Below are 19,331 nucleotides of genomic sequence, written 5' to 3' on the forward strand. Positions count from 1 at the left end.
CGTTCGCTTCACAGTGATATTAATTTATCATATTCAGATTTGGTTTGCAACTAAAATGGACATGAATTTTTTAATATATTTTTATTAGAAAAGAAAACAGAGTCTAACTATTAAAAACGTAGACTCTGTCTCTATGATAACCTCTTACTGAACAACACCGGTATCAATCGTTACTCCATCTTTTTTAATGATGTATTTACCACTATTCACTTGATTATTAAAGGTGAAATCAATACTAATTGTTGTTGTTTCCGTTATTTTGAACGATCGATAAGCCGTATTTATATTATTATTAGCATCCTGAATAAATACTTCGACCGTATTCGGTTGTTTCTCTTGAGTTGAAGTATGGTTTCCATTTCCATTATTCGCTTGTTTCTTTTCTTCATAAGGAATCGTAAACTTACGACTAACGACTCTTTCCCCTTTCCCTTTTGAAATAACAACCGTTAATGTATCTCCTTGTTTTAAAGTGGCCCCTTCTGCTGGAGACTGTTTAATAACTGTATCTTCTGTCTCATTACTATTTTCTTCAGTAATTTGAAGTTTTAGTCCATTCTGTTTAGCGTATTCTTGAACTCCTGAACGAGTGTAGCCTTTTAAGTTGACTAAGGTCACTGGTTCTTTGCCTTTCGAAACTGTCAAAATCATCTTTGTTTCCTTCGCAACAACCTTTTGATCCTTTGCGATACTTTGTTCTGTAACTTTACCAGCTTCGACTGTATCAGAATAGATTTCTTTCTTCTCTACAGCAATCCCTAATTTTTGAAGTTCATCTTTTGCTTTATCGAATGTATTACCAACGTAGTTTCCTATCGTCACCGTATCTTTCCCGGCACTAACTTTTAAAACTACTTTTGATTTTTCTCTAACTTTACTTCCGGCTTTAGGATTAGTTTCGACCACTTTTCCTTCTTCCACTGTATCTGATTTAACTTTTTGAACATCAGAAATTTCCAGATTCAAATCTGCTAATTTTACTTTTGCTTCAGCTTCTGTGTACTTACTCAAATCAGGAATAGTAACTTCTTTTGGCGCAGATTGAATATAAGCAAAAATGGCAGCTGCCCCAATAAGGGTTATAAGAAGTAGTAAAATCCAAGGCCATTTTTTTCTTTTTTTCTTCGGCTCTTGAGTAATAGGCTTCTTTTCTTCATCAAATTGAATTTCAGGAACTTCTTTACTCGAAGTTGGGATTTTTCGAGGTATGGCTCCTGTAGCAATTGGTTGTAAAACTTTTGTTTCCTGATTCAATGTAGTGGGTTTAAACATCGGTTCATTAAGCCTTTCAGGATTTAAACACGTTTGTAAATCCTCCAGCATCTCTTCACAACTATTATAACGGTCCAAAGGTTCTTTTGCAGTTGCTTTAAGAACGACATTTTCTAAGCTTTGAGGAACTGTTGGTAACATTAATGAAATTCGCGGAAGTGGTTCTTGAAAATGCTTTAGAGCAATTGATACAGCAGACTCCCCTTCAAAAGGAACCTCACCAACTAACAATTCATACAGAACAATTCCAAGAGCATATATATCACTTCGAATCGTAGCCATTCCGCCTCTAGCTTGTTCCGGAGATAAATAATGAACAGATCCTAATAACGTATTTGTTTGAGTAAGCGAAGTCTCCGATAATGCAATCGCAATCCCAAAATCCGTAATTTTAACATCACCATGTTTATCAATCAAAATATTTTGAGGTTTAATGTCGCGATGAATAATTCTATTTTGATGAGCCACCTCTATAGCAGAAACAATTTGTGTCATAATACGTACTGCTTCTCGTGGCGGTAGAGGCCCTCTTTCTCGAATATATTCTTTCAAATCGGTTCCTTCGACGTATTCCATCACAATATAATGGGTTCCATTTTCTTCTCCTACATCATAGACTCCTACAATATTAGGATGAACTAATTGAGTTGCTGATTGTGCCTCTCTTTGAAAACGTCTCATTGCTGCTTCATTTGAGTGAAAATCAAATCTAAGTACTTTCACAGCAACAGGTCGCTCTAAAATTAAATCTCTTGCCAAGTAAACTGTGGCCATACCACCAGTTCCCACATGAGACTGAATCTTATATCGACCTCCGATTGTCTTCCCCGATTCAAACATTATGCTACCTCCTCTCTCACCAAATATTTGGCAATCGCCACGGTAATATTATCCCGTCCACCTGCTTCGTTAGCAGCTAAGACCGCTTTTTGAGCTTGTGTATTTACATCAGAATAATTACCTAATATTTCTTTTATATATTGATCTTCTAACATGTTAGACAATCCGTCTGAACAAAGTAAAATCGTATCCTCATTTTTTAAAGTCACACGTACAAAATCTATTTGGACATTCAAAGTAATTCCCAAAGACTGAGTAACAATATTTCTTTGAGGATGTCTTTTTGCTTCCTCTTCAGTAATCTCTCCAGATTTCACTAATTCTTGTACGAGTGTATGATCTTCCGTTAATTGCTTAATTTGAAAATTGCGATATAAATAAGCTCGACTGTCTCCAACATTTGCTACTAATAATTCAGAATCAATGATTACTGCTGCAACAATTGTCGTCCCCATCCCATCCAATTCACGATATTGGTTTGCTTTCTGAAAGACACGATCATTTTCAGCCTGAATATTTTTAACCAGCCATTGGTAGGCCGCTTCTGTATCCGTAATACTTTCTTCTTCCCAACGTTTTCCCAAATGAGATAATGCCATAGCACTAGCTACATCCCCGGCATTATGGCCGCCAATCCCATCGCAAACAACGATAAGTGGCACATTTTGAGTATTCAAAAAATATCCGGCAGCATCTTCGTTTAACGTACGTCTTTGCCCAACGTCACTCTTGATGGCTATCTCCATATTTTCCCTCCTGTTGCGAATCTATTTTCTTACCATTCTTGCAATGAAAAAACCATCTGTGTGATATTCATGCGGCAATATGGTAAGCATCGGATTTTCATTAGAACACCCAAACTCTTCTATTGGTTGTAATTCAAAATCCGGATGATTGGCTAAAAACTTAAGAACGACTTCCTCATTCTCTCTTTTATTAATCGTGCAAGTTGAATAAATCAATTTTCCACCGTTCTTTACCATTGTAGCAACTGATGATAAAATTTCCAACTGTATTATTTGTAATTTTGTTAAATCTTCACTATTTTTTGTGTATTTTATATCTGGTTTCCGGCGCATGAGGCCTAAACCAGAACATGGGGCATCTACAAATACTGCATCAAAACTTTCTTTTTCAAAAAGTTCTCCTACTTTTCTAGCATCGAGTGCATGAGTATGAATTCTGTCTTCTACCCCAAGGCGTTTTGCGTTTTGATGAATTTTGCGTAATTTATTCTCATGCAAATCCAACGCCTCAACAAGTCCACCCTCTTCAGCCACAAGATAACTTGCAAAATGAGTGGTTTTCCCTCCAGGAGCAGCACATGTATCAAGCACTTTATATCCAGGTTGAAGTTTTCCTACTTGAGCCACTAATGAGGATGACTCGTCTTGAACCGTAACGATACCATCTTTGAATGCTTTCGACCCTAGTAAATCTCCTTCTTCGACAATCACTGCTCGAGGAGATAACTTACTTTCTTGAACCATTACCCCTTCTTCTCTTAGAAGAGTTTGCACTTCTTCAACTGACATCTCTGGATTTTGAATACGCGCACTTAAATGCGGCGCAATATTTAAACTTGGGAAAATCTCTCTTGCCACTTCTCCGTATTGTTCAAATAATAATTCTACAATCCAGCGTGGCATGCTAAATTCAACACTCAAACGTTCACGTTCATCTTTAATAGAAGAAACTCCATCGAATCCAGAACGTTGAACATTTCTAAGAACACCATTGACGAATTTCGCAATCCCTTGATGACCACGTTTTTTAGCAATTTGTACAGCTTCAAAAATAGCAGCATGATCAGGGACTCGGTCAAGATACGCCATTTGATATACAGTCATTCGCAGTAAACTTAGCACCCATAGTTCCATTTTCTTTTGTTTCTCGATAAATGGTTTTAAATAGAAGTCTAATGTCAATTTACGTTGAATCGTACCGTAAAACAATTCCGTTAATAGTCCTCTATCTCTTACATCCAATTTATGTTTTTGCAACACATTTTGAAACGCGACAGTCGAGTACGCTTGATTTTTTTCTACATTTGTTAATAATTCTACGCAAATATCACGTACATTACTCATGGTTTAATCCCTCAAAAATCGCATCATTCTTCAACCATTCAGAAAATCCATTGATAAACGCCTTCGCGTCCATTTGAGCTTTTCCTGCTGGTTGAAGACGTGTAATTTCAAGCACTGTTCCGCCACCACAAGCCACATATAGACGTCCACCATCTATAAATAAGCTTCCAGGAGTTTTAGCGGTTTGTTTATCCGTTAAAGAAACTCCCCACATCTTCACACGATTTCCATTTAAAACCGTAAATGAAGTTGGCCATGGACGTAAGCCTCGTACAAAGCAATCTACTTCAGTCGCTGTTTTATTCCAATCGATTTGCTCTTGCTCTCTTGAAATATTTGGAGAGAATGATACTAATGCTTCATCTTGCTCCACTTCAGTAATCGTTCCGGCAAATATCTCTGGTAATGTTTCGATTAGTAAGTCTGCTCCAACGACACTTAATTTTTCAAACATACTTGCAACGTCATCTTCACCAGTAATTGGAATCGCACGTTGCGAAATAATCGCACCGGCATCCATCTTCGCAACCATGCGCATAATCGTTACGCCAGTTTCTTTGTCACCATTCATAATCGCATAATGAATCGGAGCTCCACCACGATATTTTGGTAAGAGTGACGCATGAACGTTCACCGCACCAAAACGTGGGAAGTTTAAAAACTTCGTTGGCAAGAATTGACCATATGCAGCCGTTACAATTAAATCTGCATCTAGTTGCATTAACTCTTCCAATTCCTGTGATCCACTTAATTTTTCTGGTTGGTAGACAGGAATATCATGCTCTAATGCAACTACCTTCACAGGAGTCGGAGTAATGATTTTCTTACGTCCAACTGCACGGTCTGGTTGTGTCACAACAGCAATCACTTCAACTGTTTTCTCTTCAATTAATCGTTTCAAAACGCCTGTAGAAAATTCCGGCGTTCCCATAAAAATAACTTTCTTCATTGTTCACCTCTATAAGAAATGTTGTGGTTCCATATCAATTGTCATAAGTATTTTCTTCGAACCAATCTCTTGCGTTTCAATCATCAATTGCTCCAAAAACTCTTGCAGCTGCGGCTCATTTTTGTATTTCACAATGATTTGGAAATAATAACGGTTGTTCATTCTCGCAATCGATTTAGCAGTTGGACCTAACACAACTGCTTTTGGTGACACATTTGCCATCAATGACTTATGAACTTCGATAGCTTTCTTCAACGCCACTCCTTCTTCTTCACTAGAAAACGTAATCATCGTCGTAAAGAAATATGGTGGATAGTTAGCCATATGACGCATTCGCATTTCTGTTTCGAAGAATCGTTCATAATGATGTCCTTGTGCTAATTGAATCGCGTAATGTGTTGGATTATAGGTTTGAATAAATACTTCACCCGGTTTCTCCCCACGTCCTGCACGACCTGAAACTTGTGTGAGCAGTTGGAATGTTTTTTCCGAACTTCTAAAATCAGGTATATTTAGTGCCGTATCTGCATTAATCACTCCAACGAGCGTTACGTTTGGATAGTCTAGGCCTTTGGCAATCATTTGGGTTCCAATTAAAATATCTGCTTCTTGATTCTCAAACTGTTTCAGAATCGCTTCATGCTGTCCTTTACGTCTTGTCGTATCCACATCCATTCTTACAATACGAGCGTCTGGGAATACCTCTTGCAATTCCTCTTGAACTTTCTGAGTTCCAGTTCCAAAGTAACGAATTTGTCGACTTTGACACTTAGGACAAAAAGTTGGGATTCTCTCTTCATGTCCACAATAATGACACTTCATTGTTTTCGTATCCATATGAAGTGTTAACGAAATATCGCAGTTTGGACATTCTAAAACATAACCGCAATCCCTGCATAATACAAAAGAGGAATAGCCTCTTCGATTTAATAGCAAAACCGTTTGCTCTTTCTTTTCCAATCGATTTTCGATTGCTTTTAATAAGGTTTGAGAAAACGATCCTTTCTGATGAATAAATTCATTTCTCATATCAATTAAATGCACTTCTGGAAGAATTTGTTCTTTAGCTCTTTTGGTTAGTTTCAGAAGAGTATAGACTCCTTTTTGCGCTCGAGCTCTTGATTCTAAACTAGGAGTTGCACTCCCTAACACTACAGGACAGTGATGGAATTCACCCCTCCAAATTGCGATATCTCTTGCGTGATATCTAGGAGATTCATCCTGTTTATAAGAGGTTTCATGTTCCTCATCTAAAATAATAATGCCAATATTTTCTAATGGAGCAAAAATAGAAGAACGTGCTCCAACAACAATATCTGCTTCTTTATTCTTGATTTTTCTCCATTCATCAAATTTTTCGCCTGTGCTCAGTCCACTATGTAGAACAGCAACCCTATCTCCAAAGCGAGACTTAAATCGTTCGACCATCTGAGGTGTTAAAGCAATTTCAGGAACAAGCATCATCGCACTTTGCCCTTTTGCAATAACTTCACTAATCCATTGCAAATAAACCTCCGTTTTCCCAGAACCAGTAACGCCTTCTAATAAATATACTTTTGAGTTATGTGGATCGATAGATTCTTCTTTTACTCTATCAAATGCCAGTTGCTGTCCCTCATTCAATTGAAACGGAAGACTCTTCTTAAAGAATCTTCCCTTATACGGATCGCGACTTACTTCTTTTTGAACTATCGTAATCCAATTATGCTCTACTGCAAATTTTAAATCAGCCGTTGTAAAATCTGTATCTTCTAAGAAACTTTTCTTCTGGATTTCCATTCTTTCCATCGAAGCGAGAGTCTTTAAGAGCGATATTTTCTTCTTAGCACGTGCAGAAAGCGTAGGAATAAACTCCTCATACTCTTGCATCACGTAGTTCAATCGAATCCAGTCTTCCGTTTTCACCTTGGCACGGTCTTTCACAACCGTCTCGATAACTACAACGCCTTCTTTTTTTAACTTCATCAACCGTTTTAGTTGTTCTTGTGGTAGGTCATCTGTATAAAGTAATGTGTTCTCATAATGGAAAATTTCTCGAAATACATCTTCATTCTCTTTTGGATTCACTAATACAAATCGTTTTTCATAATTAGACTTCAACATCGCTGGAAGCATAGTTTGATAGCATTGAATGAGGAATGCATGAACTTTCTTCGATAAATAGGCGCCTAACTCAATCATCTCTGGTGACAAGACGGGATCTAAATCCATTAAATGCAAAATATCTTTTATTTCTCCGTCGAAATCAACTTCATCACTAAGAGCCAAAACAAATCCAGAAATACTACGTCCCCCAAATGGAACAGCAACACGCATTCCAACTTCAATGCTCTCTTGTAATATTTCAGGGACATGATAATCAAAAGGACGATTTACTTGAATGACTGGTACATCAACGATTACTTTTGCATACATCTTTTCACCTCCAAAATTGTTTTACTATTTATTATACCATATTGAACTTCATTTTGTTGTTGCCTACGCTATACTTCTCTACTGCAAAAATAAAAAGCCAAGGGGAACCCCCTTGACTATATATTTAATTTATACATGTTCTGGTTTGCTGTCTTCACGGATAGTTAATTTTCCAGTTGCGATTTCTTCTAACGCACGACCAACATTTTTATGTGATTCATAGCTTTCTAACAATGGTGGTTCATGGTGGTGTAATTCATGCGCACGTTTACTTGAAAGAATTACTAATGAATATTTTGAATCGATTTTTTTTAGTAACTTATCGATTGATGGGTATAACATCATAACAACTTTCCCTCTTTCTACTCTTCCTCTAAAATTTCTTCTAACTCATCTTCAAACTCTTCAATACTCTCTATATTTCTTTGAATTCGTAAATGTTCAGTTTGAATAATAGCTTCAATTTGTTGAACCGCATTTTCTACTTTATCATTAACAACAGAGTAATCATAATACTTCATCAAACAAAGTTCTTCTCTAGCAACCTTCATACGATTTTTAATCACTTCGTCTGAATCTGTTCCACGGTTTACGATGCGAGATTCTAGTTCATGTAAATCAGGTGGTGTTAAGAAAATAAACACCCCGTCTGGCATCGCTTCGCGAACTTGAAGCGCTCCTTGAACTTCGATTTCTAAGAATACATCTTTTCCTTTATCTAATGTTTCTTGCACATATTCTAAAGGTGTTCCATAGTAGTTTCCTACATACTCCGCGTATTCTAATAATTTTTTATTTTCAATCATCGCTTCAAATTCTTCTCTAGATTTGAAGAAATAATCTTTTCCATCCACTTCACCTGGTCTTGGCTTACGAGTCGTTGCAGATACTGAGTACACAAATTTTTGATTGCCTTTTGCAAAAATAGCTGCGCGTACTGTTCCTTTTCCGACACCTGAAGGCCCAGATAAAACGATTAATAAACCTTTTCTTGCCATAATCGTTTGAAAACTCCAATCTCTTTACATCTTTCTACTATAGTATCACAAACACCGTTGCTGCACCAATCAAAAATGATAGAAAATCAATAAAAAATCAATCTCCATAAGTTTTCTTTTGATTTTCTAACATTTCAGTAAACTAATCCGCATGATTCATGCTCAAAACAAAAAGGCTGGAAAATTCCAGCCCTAGCTTTATGCAATTCGGATGTTTTTCCATCGGCCGCTTCTAAATCGAAGTAGAATAATCATATCTCGAATAAATTGATCTATAAATACTGCATACCATGCACCAGCAAGCCCCCATTCAAAGAAATTTACAAATACATATCCTAAACTTAATCGAATCACACATGATCCGATGAAAATCGCAATCAGTGGCCAAACGGTATCTCCTGCCCCACGTAGAGCTCCCGAAGTAATTAGTTGATGACTTTGGAATGGTTGAACAAATGCAACAATAGATAAAGCAATCACTGTATTTTGAATAATTTCTATATTATCCGTATACATTCCCGCTAACAAGGTTGCACCAAAATAAATCGAAGCAGACATCATAATCGCTAAAGCCAGACCAATTCGCTGACACATTTTTGTGTAGCGCTCTGCCAATTTTTCATTTTTAGCCCCAAGCGATTGTCCCATTAATGACGATGCTGTAATTCCGAAAGCTTGCGCCGGAGAGTAGGACAGAGAAAGTACATTCAGAGCAATTTGGTGCGCCGCATATACATTGTTTCCTAAACCAGAAACAATCTTCAAGAACATGATAACGCCAAAACGAAGCGCCATTTGTTCTAATGCTGTCGGGATTCCGATACGCACCAAATCGCGCATCACATTGATGTTAAACTTAAATTTTTCTTTAAAATCCAGTTTCAAGACACTCTTTCCTGACAAGATATAACGGATGTTTAATCCCATCGCAATCAGATTTGATAAAGCGGTCGAAATCGCAGCACCAGTAACACCTAAGGCCGGGAATCCAAACATTCCATAAATCAAAATGGCATTCCCTAACACATTACAACTATTCGCAATAATATTATTCTTCATTGGAATTTTTGTTTCACCGATTCCTCGAAGTGCTGCCGTTACAGTAAACGATAGTGATTGGAAGATAAATCCGATTGTGACAATTCTAAAGTAGTTTAACCCGACATTAATAACCGTTTCATCTGCACCCATCAGTGATAAAATTTCTGGAGCGAAGATAAACATTAAAATAACTACAGGTGTCACACAGAAAAGCATCGCAAGAATCATTACATGCTTCAAGATACTTCCCATACGATTATACTTTTTCGCACCAAAATACCGAGCAATAATAGCAGTACCACCAACGTTTAACGCTTGAATCAAACTTAAACCAAGGAACATCGGCTGGTTTGTCATCCCAACTGCAGAAACGGCTGCAGCAGTGTCTCCAGGCACCTTCCCAACCATCATCATGTCGATCATTCCAAAAAGCGCTCCAAGAAGTACTTCCACAAATACTGGCCATACAATGACAAATATATTTTTTCTTAGTTCTTTATTGGTTAGTTGTTGCTCTACTTCCACGCAACCAATCCTCTCACTTTAAAATGTAGTTACTATTTTACACCTATTTTTCCTTCAAAACAAATAAGCGACAAAAATTTGTCGCTTACGTCTTTTATCGTTTTCCATCCCATTCAGCATAAAATTGCTCTAAGTACGTTTCTAAAAATTCATGCCGCCCTTTTGCCAATTCATTACCATATTTGGTATTCATCAAATCTTTTAACTTCAATAGTTTTTCATAGAAGTGCATGATTGCTGTAGATTCACCGTTTCGATATTCTTCAGGAGTCAACTCCTCTCGCGGCTTCATTTCCGGATTGTGCATTGGTCTTCCTGTACTTCCAGAGTAACACATCACTCTGGCAATTCCGATGGCACCAATGGCATCTAATCGGTCAGCGTCTTGCACCACTTTTCCTTCAAGAGAAAGTTCTTGTTGTTCTTTATGATTCTTAAACGACATTCTCGTAATAATCAACTCAATGGCTTCAACTTGTTCAGGAGTCACTTCAATAGAAATTAGAAATTCTTTTAATTCCTTCAATGCAACTATAGGATCTTTGACAATCTTATCATCGATAACATCATGGAGTAGCGCTGCAGCTTCACAAATAAATAAGTCTGCTCCTTCCGCTTTCGCAATCGTCTTTGCCGTATTGACGACGCGTTTAATATGCGACCAATCGTGCCCCGTTGTATCTGCACTAAGCACTCTTTTTGCATATTGTTCCATCGCTTTTAATTGTTCTTGTTGCTTCATGCTTCCTCTTCCTCTGGATACTTGATTCCCCATTCACGGCGTAAGTCTGTCATGATTTTCATCACATCGACCGTATATTCAAGATGCATGTGGTCTACTCCTGTATCGATTGTTGCCTCCATATCGAGTACTTCATAAGCTAAGGCATCCAATCCCAATTCATCTTCAAAGGTTTCAACGCGTCCATCTTCCGTATATGTAATCGTTGCTTTATGCGCGCGTGGGTAATCAACAATCTCAATATACCCTTTGTCATATGCAATGACTCCACGTTTTGGCTGTTTAGCATGGAGTGTCATCGTAACAGTCGCCATTTCTCCTGCATCATTTGTCAACACGATACCTGCTTGTTCATCCACACCTGTTGGCGCTATTTTAACTTGAGAAACCATTGAACTTGGCGCCTCGCTCATGAAGTAGCGAATGCAAGACAAGGCGTATACTCCAATATCCAGTAATGCACCTCCTGCAAGATTGCGATTAAAAAATCGATTCGTCATATCATAATCTTTATAGCTTCCGAAGTTCATTTGAATCATACGAAGTTCCCCAAGATTCTCAGCTGCTTTACTTAATTGTTTGTAGACTGGCATATGGTAAAGCGTCATCGCTTCAGCCAAAACAACATTATTTTCTTTAGCGAGTTGCAATGCTTCTTCTAATTCTTCACTGTTTAACGTAATGGCCTTTTCACATAGTACATGCTTTCCAGTAGCCAATGCCTTTTTTAGATAGTGAATATGCGTGTTATGCGGAGTAGAAATATAAATAATATCCACTGTCGGATCTGTAAATACCTCATCAATTTCGTTATATACTTTTTCAATGCCATATTTTTCTGCAAATTTCACAGCATTTGTATAGGTGCGGTTAGCAACCCCGTATAGTTTTCCGTTCAATGATTCTAGTGCTACTGCTAATTCATTAGCAATCACACCAGTTCCGATAGTGACCCAGTTCTTTGTTACTTTTTGTTGCATACATTCTACCTCCAAAAATTTCTTACTACCATGATACCTGCCTCGTAACTAAAACACAACCTAAGCATAAAAAAAAGCTAGACCGAAGCCTAGCTTAATGAGATACAATAAATTGCTTAATCAGTTGAACTAATTGTTTTTGTTGTTCTTCGGCACTCATCGTAGCTGTACCATCGCCGTTTTGCTGACCATATAGTCCAAAACCACTATGATTCCCACCCTCAATCGTTGTATAGAGTGTAGACTCTGGCAAACGTGACTTCGCATCTTCATATTTTTCTTGTTTCAATATTTTATCATTCGAAGCCGTAATCGATAATACAGGAATTTGAGTGTCGCTAATATCCGTACTTTGATCTGGATAACTTGCTAGTAAAATTAATCCTGCTACTTTATCAATTTCATTTAGTTTTTTCGCTTCAATAGTAGAAACAACACCGCCTAGTGAGTGCCCTCCGACAAACACTTTATCTAAGTGCTCTTCTTTCACGATAGTGGCCATCGCCCCATTATCCAATACCGGTAAATTCAATTGAGAGGAAATAATGTATACTTCGATTCCTTCTTTAGCAAGTCCATCTGCTAATTTCGCATAAGCCTGCGGTTCAACTAAAGCACCCGTATAAAATAAAAGCGTCCCTTTTTTCTCTCCTGTTACTTCGAAATGAGTCCAGTTATTTTTTTGTTCAAATGCGGAGATATTCCATGTCTCTTGTGCCTCAGGTGTCGCTCGATACGTAAACATTTGAATCAGCCCAAGTGCTAACAGTATAAATGCAAATAGGACTCCGAAAAATCCGTACATGATTTTTCTTTGCTTTGTCATTGTCATCTCTTCTCTCTATAAACCTACTACTATAAGGATACTACAACAATATGTAAAAACACAATACGCCTAATACAAGTTATACCGTATACGGTATAACTTAACTTTTTCTATTGAAAATTTCATGAGCAAGTTAATTGTCATTTTAATATTAAAGTGTATACTAGACTCATATAAATAAGAAAGAAGGAATGAAAATGTACCCATTATATAATAGCCAAATTAAATTAAATGAAGTGGCACTAAATGTCAATCATCTATTGCAGGAAACTGAATTTTATACAAAAGGGCTTGGCCTCCAAATCTTAACTCAGTCAGACACAGAAGTATTGTTAGGCGTTGGAAAAACCCCACTTGTTCGCCTTATTCAAACGGATACTGATAAGAATGTTAAAGAAAGTTATGGTCTATACCACTTAGCCATTCACCTTCCAACCAGAGAAGCGCTTGGCGACTTCTTAAGACATGCTGTTCATACGTCTCTTCCACTCGTCGGCGCCGCGGACCATGGTTATAGCGAAGCGATTTATCTTGAAGATTTCGAGGGAAACGGAATTGAAGTATACCACGATAAACCAGTAAGCGTCTGGGATATTCGTGAAGATGGAAGAATTATTGGTGTCACTGAGGAAATGGCTGGTCAAGAAATCTATGAACTTGGTCATGACACTATTCCTTATCAAATGCCCGAAGGAACACGTATGGGGCACGTTCACCTATCAGCACGGAATTCAAAAGAGACGATGGAATACTTAACTACTCTCCTTCCAGTAGAAGATAAATTCTCAGTTCCTTCAGGAAGCTGGATTGCTTCTGGCGATTATCATCATCATCTTGCCGTGAACCAATGGGGAGGCCCTCATCTAGATGTTCGCGTCAAAAATATTCCAGGGCTTGCATATTATACGGTTGAAACAAACGACGCTTCAGTGTTTAAAGAGATTCTTCAAAAAGCAACGGTTATTGCTACTACTGTTGAAAAGCGTGGCGAAAAAGAAGTCGATATTACCGACAACAACGGTATTACAGTTCGCGTTACATTAAATAACTAAAGATATACAAAAAGGTGGATGCAATGCATCCACCTTTTTCTATTCAAATTAGTTTTCTGATTCAGCTTGTTTTTTACGTTTATTGGCTTTTTCACGTTCACCTTTATTTAGAATTTGTTTTCTTAAACGAATGGTTTCTGGAGTAATTTCGCAGTACTCATCGTCTGACAAGAATTCTAATGACTCTTCAAGAGATAATTTCTTAGGAGTCTTGATGACTGAAGTTTGGTCTTTCGTTGCTGAACGGATATTTGTTTGTTGTTTTGCTTTCGTAATGTTAACCGCTAAGTCGTTTTCACGAGAGTGTTCCCCAACAATCATTCCTTCGTAAATTTCAGTACCTGGTTCAGTGAAAATCACACCACGTTCTTCAACACCCATAATACCGTAAGTCGTTGCTTTACCTGTATCTGTTGAAACAAGTGCCCCATTACGACGTCCGCCGATGCTTGTTGGAATGTATGGTAAGTATTGATCGAATGTGTGGTTCATAATTCCGTAACCACGTGTCATTGATAAGAATTCAGTTGTATATCCTAATAATCCACGTGCTGGAACTAAGAAGACGATACGAACTTGTCCGTTATCATTGTGTTGCATATCTTGCATTTCACCTTTACGGTTACTTAATGATTCGATGATTGAACCCATGTATTCTTCAGGAGTATCGATTTGTACGCGTTCAAATGGTTCACATTTTACGCCATCGATTTCTTTAATAATTACTTCCGGACGAGATACTTGTAATTCGTATCCTTCACGACGCATGTTTTCGATTAAGATTGATAAGTGTAATTCTCCACGACCTGATACAATCCATGCATCTGGTGAATCAGTTGGTTCTACTTTTAGTGATACGTCTGTGTGTAATTCACGCATTAAACGTTCTTCAATCTTACGTGCGGTTACAAATTTCCCTTCTCGACCCGCAAATGGTGAGTTGTTTGTCAAGAATGTCATTTGTAATGTTGGTTCGTCAATGTGTAATACTGGTAAGCTTTCATGTGAATCTACTGGAGTTACTGTTTCTCCGACGAAGATATCTTCCATACCAGATACAGCGATTAAGTCCCCTGCTTTTGCTTCATTGATTTCTAAACGATTTAACCCGAAGAAACCAAATAATTTAGTAACACGGAAGTTTTTCTTTGTTCCGTCTAATTTTAATAACGTTACTTGGTCCCCAACTTTAATTGTTCCACGGAATACACGACCGATACCGATACGTCCAACGTAGTCATTATAGTCTAATAAGGATACTTGGAATTGTAATGGTTCATCTGAGTTGTCCACTGGAGCTGGAATATGTTCGATAATCGTATCGAATAAGTAATCCATTGTTTTTTCTTGGTCAGCTGGGTTGTCAGATAAACTTGAAGTTCCGTTTAATGCTGAAGCATAAACCACTGGGAATTCTAATTGATCATCATCTGCTCCTAATTCGATGAATAATTCTAATACTTCATCAACTACTTCTTCTGGACGAGCAGCGTCACGGTCGATTTTGTTTACAACGACGATTGGTGTTAAATGTTGTTCTAATGCTTTTTTCAATACGAAACGTGTTTGAGGCATTGTACCTTCATACGCATCCACTACAAGAACTACACCGTCTACCATTTTCATGATACGTTCTACTTCTCCACCGAAGTCCGCGTGTCCTGGTGTATCCATAATATTGATTCGAGTTCCTTTATATTGAACGGCTGTATTTTTCGCCAAAATAGTAATACCACGTTCACGTTCGATATCGTTTGAGTCCATCGCACGTTCTGATAATTCTGTTCGTGCATCTAATGTATCTGATTGTTTTAATAATTCATCCACAAGTGTTGTTTTCCCGTGGTCAACGTGGGCGATAATAGCAATATTGCGAATATCATTTCTTAATTTCATGTATTTCCTCCATTGATTGACAAAATGAAAGTGATGGAATCTGAACGCTAAAAGAGCCCTTCCATCACCTTAACTTCTTCTCTTAACTCAAAAAGTATACTACAAAAACGCTATAAACTCAAAAGATAAAACACAATGGACATCCCTAACTTACATTTGTTAAGATGAGATGCCCATAATATTTTTAGTTATTTTGCTTCAAACCAGTTGTCCCCTACATTGCTATCTGCTCGTAGTGGAACTTTTAAGCTCACGGCATTTTCCATGACTTCTTCTACTAAACTTTGAAGACTTTCTAATTCATCTTGTGGCACTTCGAAAATCAACTCATCGTGCACTTGTAATAATAAATTCGCTTTAAATTTTCGTTCTCTCATTTCGCGGTCCAATTCAATCATCGCCATTTTCAAGATATCTGCAGCGCTTCCTTGAATTGGTGAGTTCATCGCTGTGCGTTCTGCGAATGAACGTAAATTAAAGTTACTTGAATGAATATCTGGCAGGTAGCGACGACGGTGGAATAAGGTTTCCACATAATCTTTCTCACGCGCTTCTTTCACAATAGATTCCATGAAGTCTTTTACCCCTTGGAACTCTTCCAAGTAACGGTCGATAAATTCCTTAGCTCTCTTACGGGAAATATTCAAGTTTTGAGACAAGCCATAATCACTAATTCCATACACGATTCCAAAGTTTACGGCTTTGGCTTGGCGACGCATTTCACTGGTCACATCGTCTGGATTTGAAATGCCAAATACACGCATTGCCGTATTAGTATGGATATCTACATTATTCTTGAAGGCTTCTATCATATGTTTATCGCCAGCAATATGCGCCAAAACACGTAATTCAATTTGCGAATAGTCACTTGAGAGAATCTTCCAATCGTCATGTTCTGGCAAGAACGCGTAGCGGATACGACGACCTTCTTTTGTACGAATCGGAATATTTTGTAAGTTTGGATCCACTGAGCTAAGACGACCTGTTTGTGTTAAGTTTTGGATGAATCGTGTATGAATTTTACCATCTTCTTGAATATACGCTTGTAGACCTTCTACATATGTTGAATTTAATTTGGCTAATTGACGATATTCTAAAATTAATTCTACGATTGGAGCTTGGTGTGCCAATTTTTCCAAAACATCTACCGCTGTTGAATAGCCAGTCTTCGTCTTCTTGATGACTGGTAAGCCCATCTTTTCAAATAAGATAACGCCTAGTTGTTTGGTCGAATTGATATTAAACTCTTCACCAGCTAGCTCGTAAATTTCTTGTTCAATCTCTTTAAGGCGTGCTTCAAATTCCAAACCCATCTCAACCAAACGCTCTCTATCGACACGAATTCCTTGAATTTCCATGCGTGCTAAAATATCACTCAACGGTAATTCCATTTCCCAATAGAGATGTGTTTGTTCATTTTCTTCGAGTCGTTTCAATAGTTTTTCAGGAGCCTTAGCAATTGTAAAAACTTTTGCTGCTAAATGCTGATTCCAAACCTCTTTATCTTCAGGAATTTGGATTTTAACGCCTTTTCCGTAGACTGCTTCGTCACTGGAAAGAATCGTCACATCGACACGACGGGCCACATCACTAATTTCTTTCACGATATCATTTGTATCCACTAGATATGCTAGAAGGGACACATCATATTTGGCACCTTTTAAGTCGAAGCCGAAGCGGTGAGCAAGTACTTTTGCAGCTTTTGTATCAAATAAATGTTTCTCAACAGACGCATCCGAAAGCCATTTCTTAAAGACTTCTGAAGCAACTGCCGTATCTAAATCGGTCACAAAGACATTCTTTTCATTTCCGAAGGCAACAGCAATCACTTCTGCCACATGATAATTCGCTTCAAGGGTCTCAAAATGCACACTTGTCGCACTTTTAAGCATGTTATCAGAAATCTGCGCCACACGTTTGACGGTTGGACGCTCGGCTTTAGGTGCTTCTTCTACAGTCGCACCGCCTGAATTTAATAGGTCTGATTGGAAAGAATTGAAGTTCATTTCCTTATAGAACGACATCAATGCATCCACATCTTGTTCCTTGCGAAGTGTATCTTCCAATGTAATTTCGATTGGCGACTCTACATTAATGCGCGCTAGTTTCTTACTTAAAAAAGCCAACTCTTTATCATTGATTAAGTTTTCTTTCAACTTACTCTTTTTCATTTCATCGACATGTTCATAAATGCCTTCTACACTTCCAAATTCTTGAAGAAGCTTCACGGCTGTCTTTTCACCGACTTTTGTAACTCCAGGATAGTTGTCGGAAGAGTCTCCCATTAATCCCTTCATGTCGATAATTTGTTCAGGTGTTAATCCATATTTTTCGAAAATCACTTCAGGAGTATATTCGACCAGTTCAGTCACTCCCTTTGTCGTTATTTTCACAGTGATATTATTGTCTGCAAGCTGAATTAAGTCTTTATCTCCTGAAAGAACCACGACTTCATATCCTGCTTCTTCCCCTTTTCTTGCAAGAGTGCCGATTATATCATCCGCTTCATATTGATTTAATCGATAATGAGGAATTCCCCATGCATCTAAAAGCACATTAAAATAAGGCATCTGTTCAATAAATTCCCCTGGAGTTTTCGAACGTCCTCCTTTATAATCTGCATACATTTCTGTACGGAAAGTTGTCTTTCCAGCATCCCATGCTACAAGTACATGTGTAGGTTTTTCAGAGTCTAAAATGGACTTAAACATACGGTGAAATGAATAGAGTGCGTTTGTATGTAAGCCGTTGGAATTTTTAAAACGATTTAAATCTAAAATTGAGAAAAATGCGCGGAATGCTAAGCTACTTCCGTCTACAAGTAATAATTTTTGTTTTGCCATAATATGCCTCCTAATAAGTCATTACCAGTGTAACAAATAAACAAACTTGTGAACACTAAAAAGAGCTTTTTGATGATAACCGTAAATAGAGTTGAAAGGTGAATCCCGTTATGAACCCTTTAGTTTTAAATATTTACCGTGATAAACAAAAAAACAGTAAATCATATGATCTACTGTTTTTGGTAAGAATATATTTCATCTGAAACTGTTTATAATGTTTTTTCTAAAACGACAGCTTTTCCATGTTCGTTCTCTCTTTCAATTCCAGTTTCTGTAAAACCACATTTTTCCCAAAATCTTTTACTTTGAGGATTTCCTTTCATATAAGCAAGCCTTACTTTAGTAAATCCTTCTTCTCTAAAGGCTGTTAAAACCTCATTAATAATAAGGCTTCCCTTTCCTTGTCCCGACTCTTTACAATCCATCATAAAAAGTCCAATATAGATAGTTTCTTTTATCGGAAAAGATACAATGAAATCCATAATAGCAACTAATCTATTTTCCTTAAAAAAGCCTATGTAAATTTTATCATCTATGTTTTTACCTTCTGGAAGAGCTTTTAAATCATTTAATAAAGATTGTTTACTAGGTTTTGGCGGACAATAATTAAAATACAATTGATTGCCATTTTCTAAATCCAAAATAAGAGGTAAATCATTCCTCCCCATCCTTCTAATGTTGTAAACTGTAGATAATTTACTTAAATCCATCTTAATACCTCCTGAAATCCTCTTCTATTTAAATTTTATTCTTTTTATAAATATCAAATCTCTTTAATAAAAATAGACATTCATACTTTTCTACTGATTGTTTATAAAAAAAGCCTGACTTTGATATGTACCCAGAATCCTGGACACATTTT

Annotated in this window: 15 protein-coding genes; 1 reads left to right on the plus strand and 14 read right to left on the minus strand. The window is 37.4% G+C overall.

Annotated features, from left to right (window positions below):
• Positions 1-144 precede the first annotated feature (144 nt).
• The 11 genes from pknB to HMPREF3103_RS07140 form a co-directional block, all read right to left on the minus strand.
• The gene (gene pknB, locus HMPREF3103_RS07090; RefSeq protein WP_070438682.1) at positions 145-2,112 is read right to left on the minus strand and encodes a Stk1 family PASTA domain-containing Ser/Thr kinase; all 1,968 of its coding nucleotides are present in this window, start codon (positions 2,110-2,112) and stop codon (positions 145-147) included.
• Positions 2,112-2,858: a Stp1/IreP family PP2C-type Ser/Thr phosphatase gene (locus HMPREF3103_RS07095; RefSeq protein ID WP_049555140.1), complete on the minus strand. Its 747-nt coding sequence runs from the start codon at positions 2,856-2,858 to the stop codon at positions 2,112-2,114. Before HMPREF3103_RS07095 ends, pknB begins: the two co-directional genes overlap by 1 nt.
• A gap of 21 nt (positions 2,859-2,879) precedes the next feature.
• Positions 2,880-4,202, minus strand: coding sequence for a 16S rRNA (cytosine(967)-C(5))-methyltransferase RsmB (gene rsmB, locus HMPREF3103_RS07100; protein WP_070438685.1), 1,323 nt, complete (start codon positions 4,200-4,202; stop codon positions 2,880-2,882).
• Positions 4,195-5,151 carry a methionyl-tRNA formyltransferase gene (fmt, locus tag HMPREF3103_RS07105; RefSeq protein ID WP_005606600.1) on the minus strand — a complete coding sequence of 319 codons (957 nt, stop codon included), beginning with the start codon at positions 5,149-5,151 and terminating at the stop codon, positions 4,195-4,197. The genes rsmB and fmt overlap by 8 nt, the downstream gene beginning before the upstream one ends.
• A 9-nt stretch (positions 5,152-5,160) precedes the next feature.
• Entirely contained in the window at positions 5,161-7,566 is a 2,406-nt protein-coding gene (gene priA, locus HMPREF3103_RS07110; RefSeq protein WP_070438688.1) for a primosomal protein N', read from the minus strand.
• 129 nt (positions 7,567-7,695) lie between these two features.
• The gene (gene rpoZ / locus HMPREF3103_RS07115; protein WP_070438690.1) at positions 7,696-7,911 is read right to left on the minus strand and encodes a DNA-directed RNA polymerase subunit omega; all 216 of its coding nucleotides are present in this window, start codon (positions 7,909-7,911) and stop codon (positions 7,696-7,698) included.
• A gap of 17 nt (positions 7,912-7,928) precedes the next feature.
• On the minus strand, positions 7,929-8,564 hold the full coding sequence (gmk, locus tag HMPREF3103_RS07120; protein WP_005606605.1) for a guanylate kinase: 636 nt from the start codon (positions 8,562-8,564) through the stop codon (positions 7,929-7,931).
• 198 nt (positions 8,565-8,762) lie between these two features.
• Positions 8,763-10,130, minus strand: coding sequence for an MATE family efflux transporter (locus HMPREF3103_RS07125; RefSeq protein ID WP_070438692.1), 1,368 nt, complete (start codon positions 10,128-10,130; stop codon positions 8,763-8,765).
• 94 nt (positions 10,131-10,224) lie between these two features.
• Complete coding sequence (locus HMPREF3103_RS07130) at positions 10,225-10,872, minus strand: HD domain-containing protein (RefSeq protein ID WP_070438695.1); 648 nt, start codon at positions 10,870-10,872, stop codon at positions 10,225-10,227.
• Positions 10,869-11,852, minus strand: coding sequence for a Gfo/Idh/MocA family protein (locus HMPREF3103_RS07135; protein WP_070438698.1), 984 nt, complete (start codon positions 11,850-11,852; stop codon positions 10,869-10,871). The genes HMPREF3103_RS07130 and HMPREF3103_RS07135 overlap by 4 nt, the downstream gene beginning before the upstream one ends.
• A gap of 94 nt (positions 11,853-11,946) precedes the next feature.
• On the minus strand, positions 11,947-12,678 hold the full coding sequence (locus HMPREF3103_RS07140) for an alpha/beta hydrolase (RefSeq protein ID WP_070438701.1): 732 nt from the start codon (positions 12,676-12,678) through the stop codon (positions 11,947-11,949).
• Positions 12,679-12,875: 197 nt separating this feature from the next.
• Between HMPREF3103_RS07140 and HMPREF3103_RS07145 the strand changes: the two genes are divergently transcribed.
• Positions 12,876-13,730, plus strand: a complete 855-nt coding sequence (locus HMPREF3103_RS07145; protein WP_070438704.1) for a VOC family protein — start codon at positions 12,876-12,878, stop codon at positions 13,728-13,730.
• Positions 13,731-13,778: 48 nt separating this feature from the next.
• Here HMPREF3103_RS07145 and typA read toward each other — a convergent pair whose 3' ends face one another.
• From typA to HMPREF3103_RS07160, 3 genes are all read right to left on the minus strand, one after another.
• Positions 13,779-15,626 carry a translational GTPase TypA gene (gene typA, locus HMPREF3103_RS07150; protein WP_005606625.1) on the minus strand — a complete coding sequence of 616 codons (1,848 nt, stop codon included), beginning with the start codon at positions 15,624-15,626 and terminating at the stop codon, positions 13,779-13,781.
• A 188-nt stretch (positions 15,627-15,814) separates the two neighbouring features.
• Positions 15,815-18,469 carry a DNA polymerase I gene (gene polA, locus HMPREF3103_RS07155; protein WP_070438707.1) on the minus strand — a complete coding sequence of 885 codons (2,655 nt, stop codon included), beginning with the start codon at positions 18,467-18,469 and terminating at the stop codon, positions 15,815-15,817.
• 209 nt (positions 18,470-18,678) lie between these two features.
• The gene (locus HMPREF3103_RS07160; RefSeq protein WP_070438711.1) at positions 18,679-19,179 is read right to left on the minus strand and encodes a GNAT family N-acetyltransferase; all 501 of its coding nucleotides are present in this window, start codon (positions 19,177-19,179) and stop codon (positions 18,679-18,681) included.
• Positions 19,180-19,331: the final 152 nt, after the last annotated feature.

Source organism: Granulicatella sp. HMSC30F09 (assembly GCF_001806915.1).
GTDB lineage: Bacteria > Bacillota > Bacilli > Lactobacillales > Aerococcaceae > Granulicatella > Granulicatella adiacens.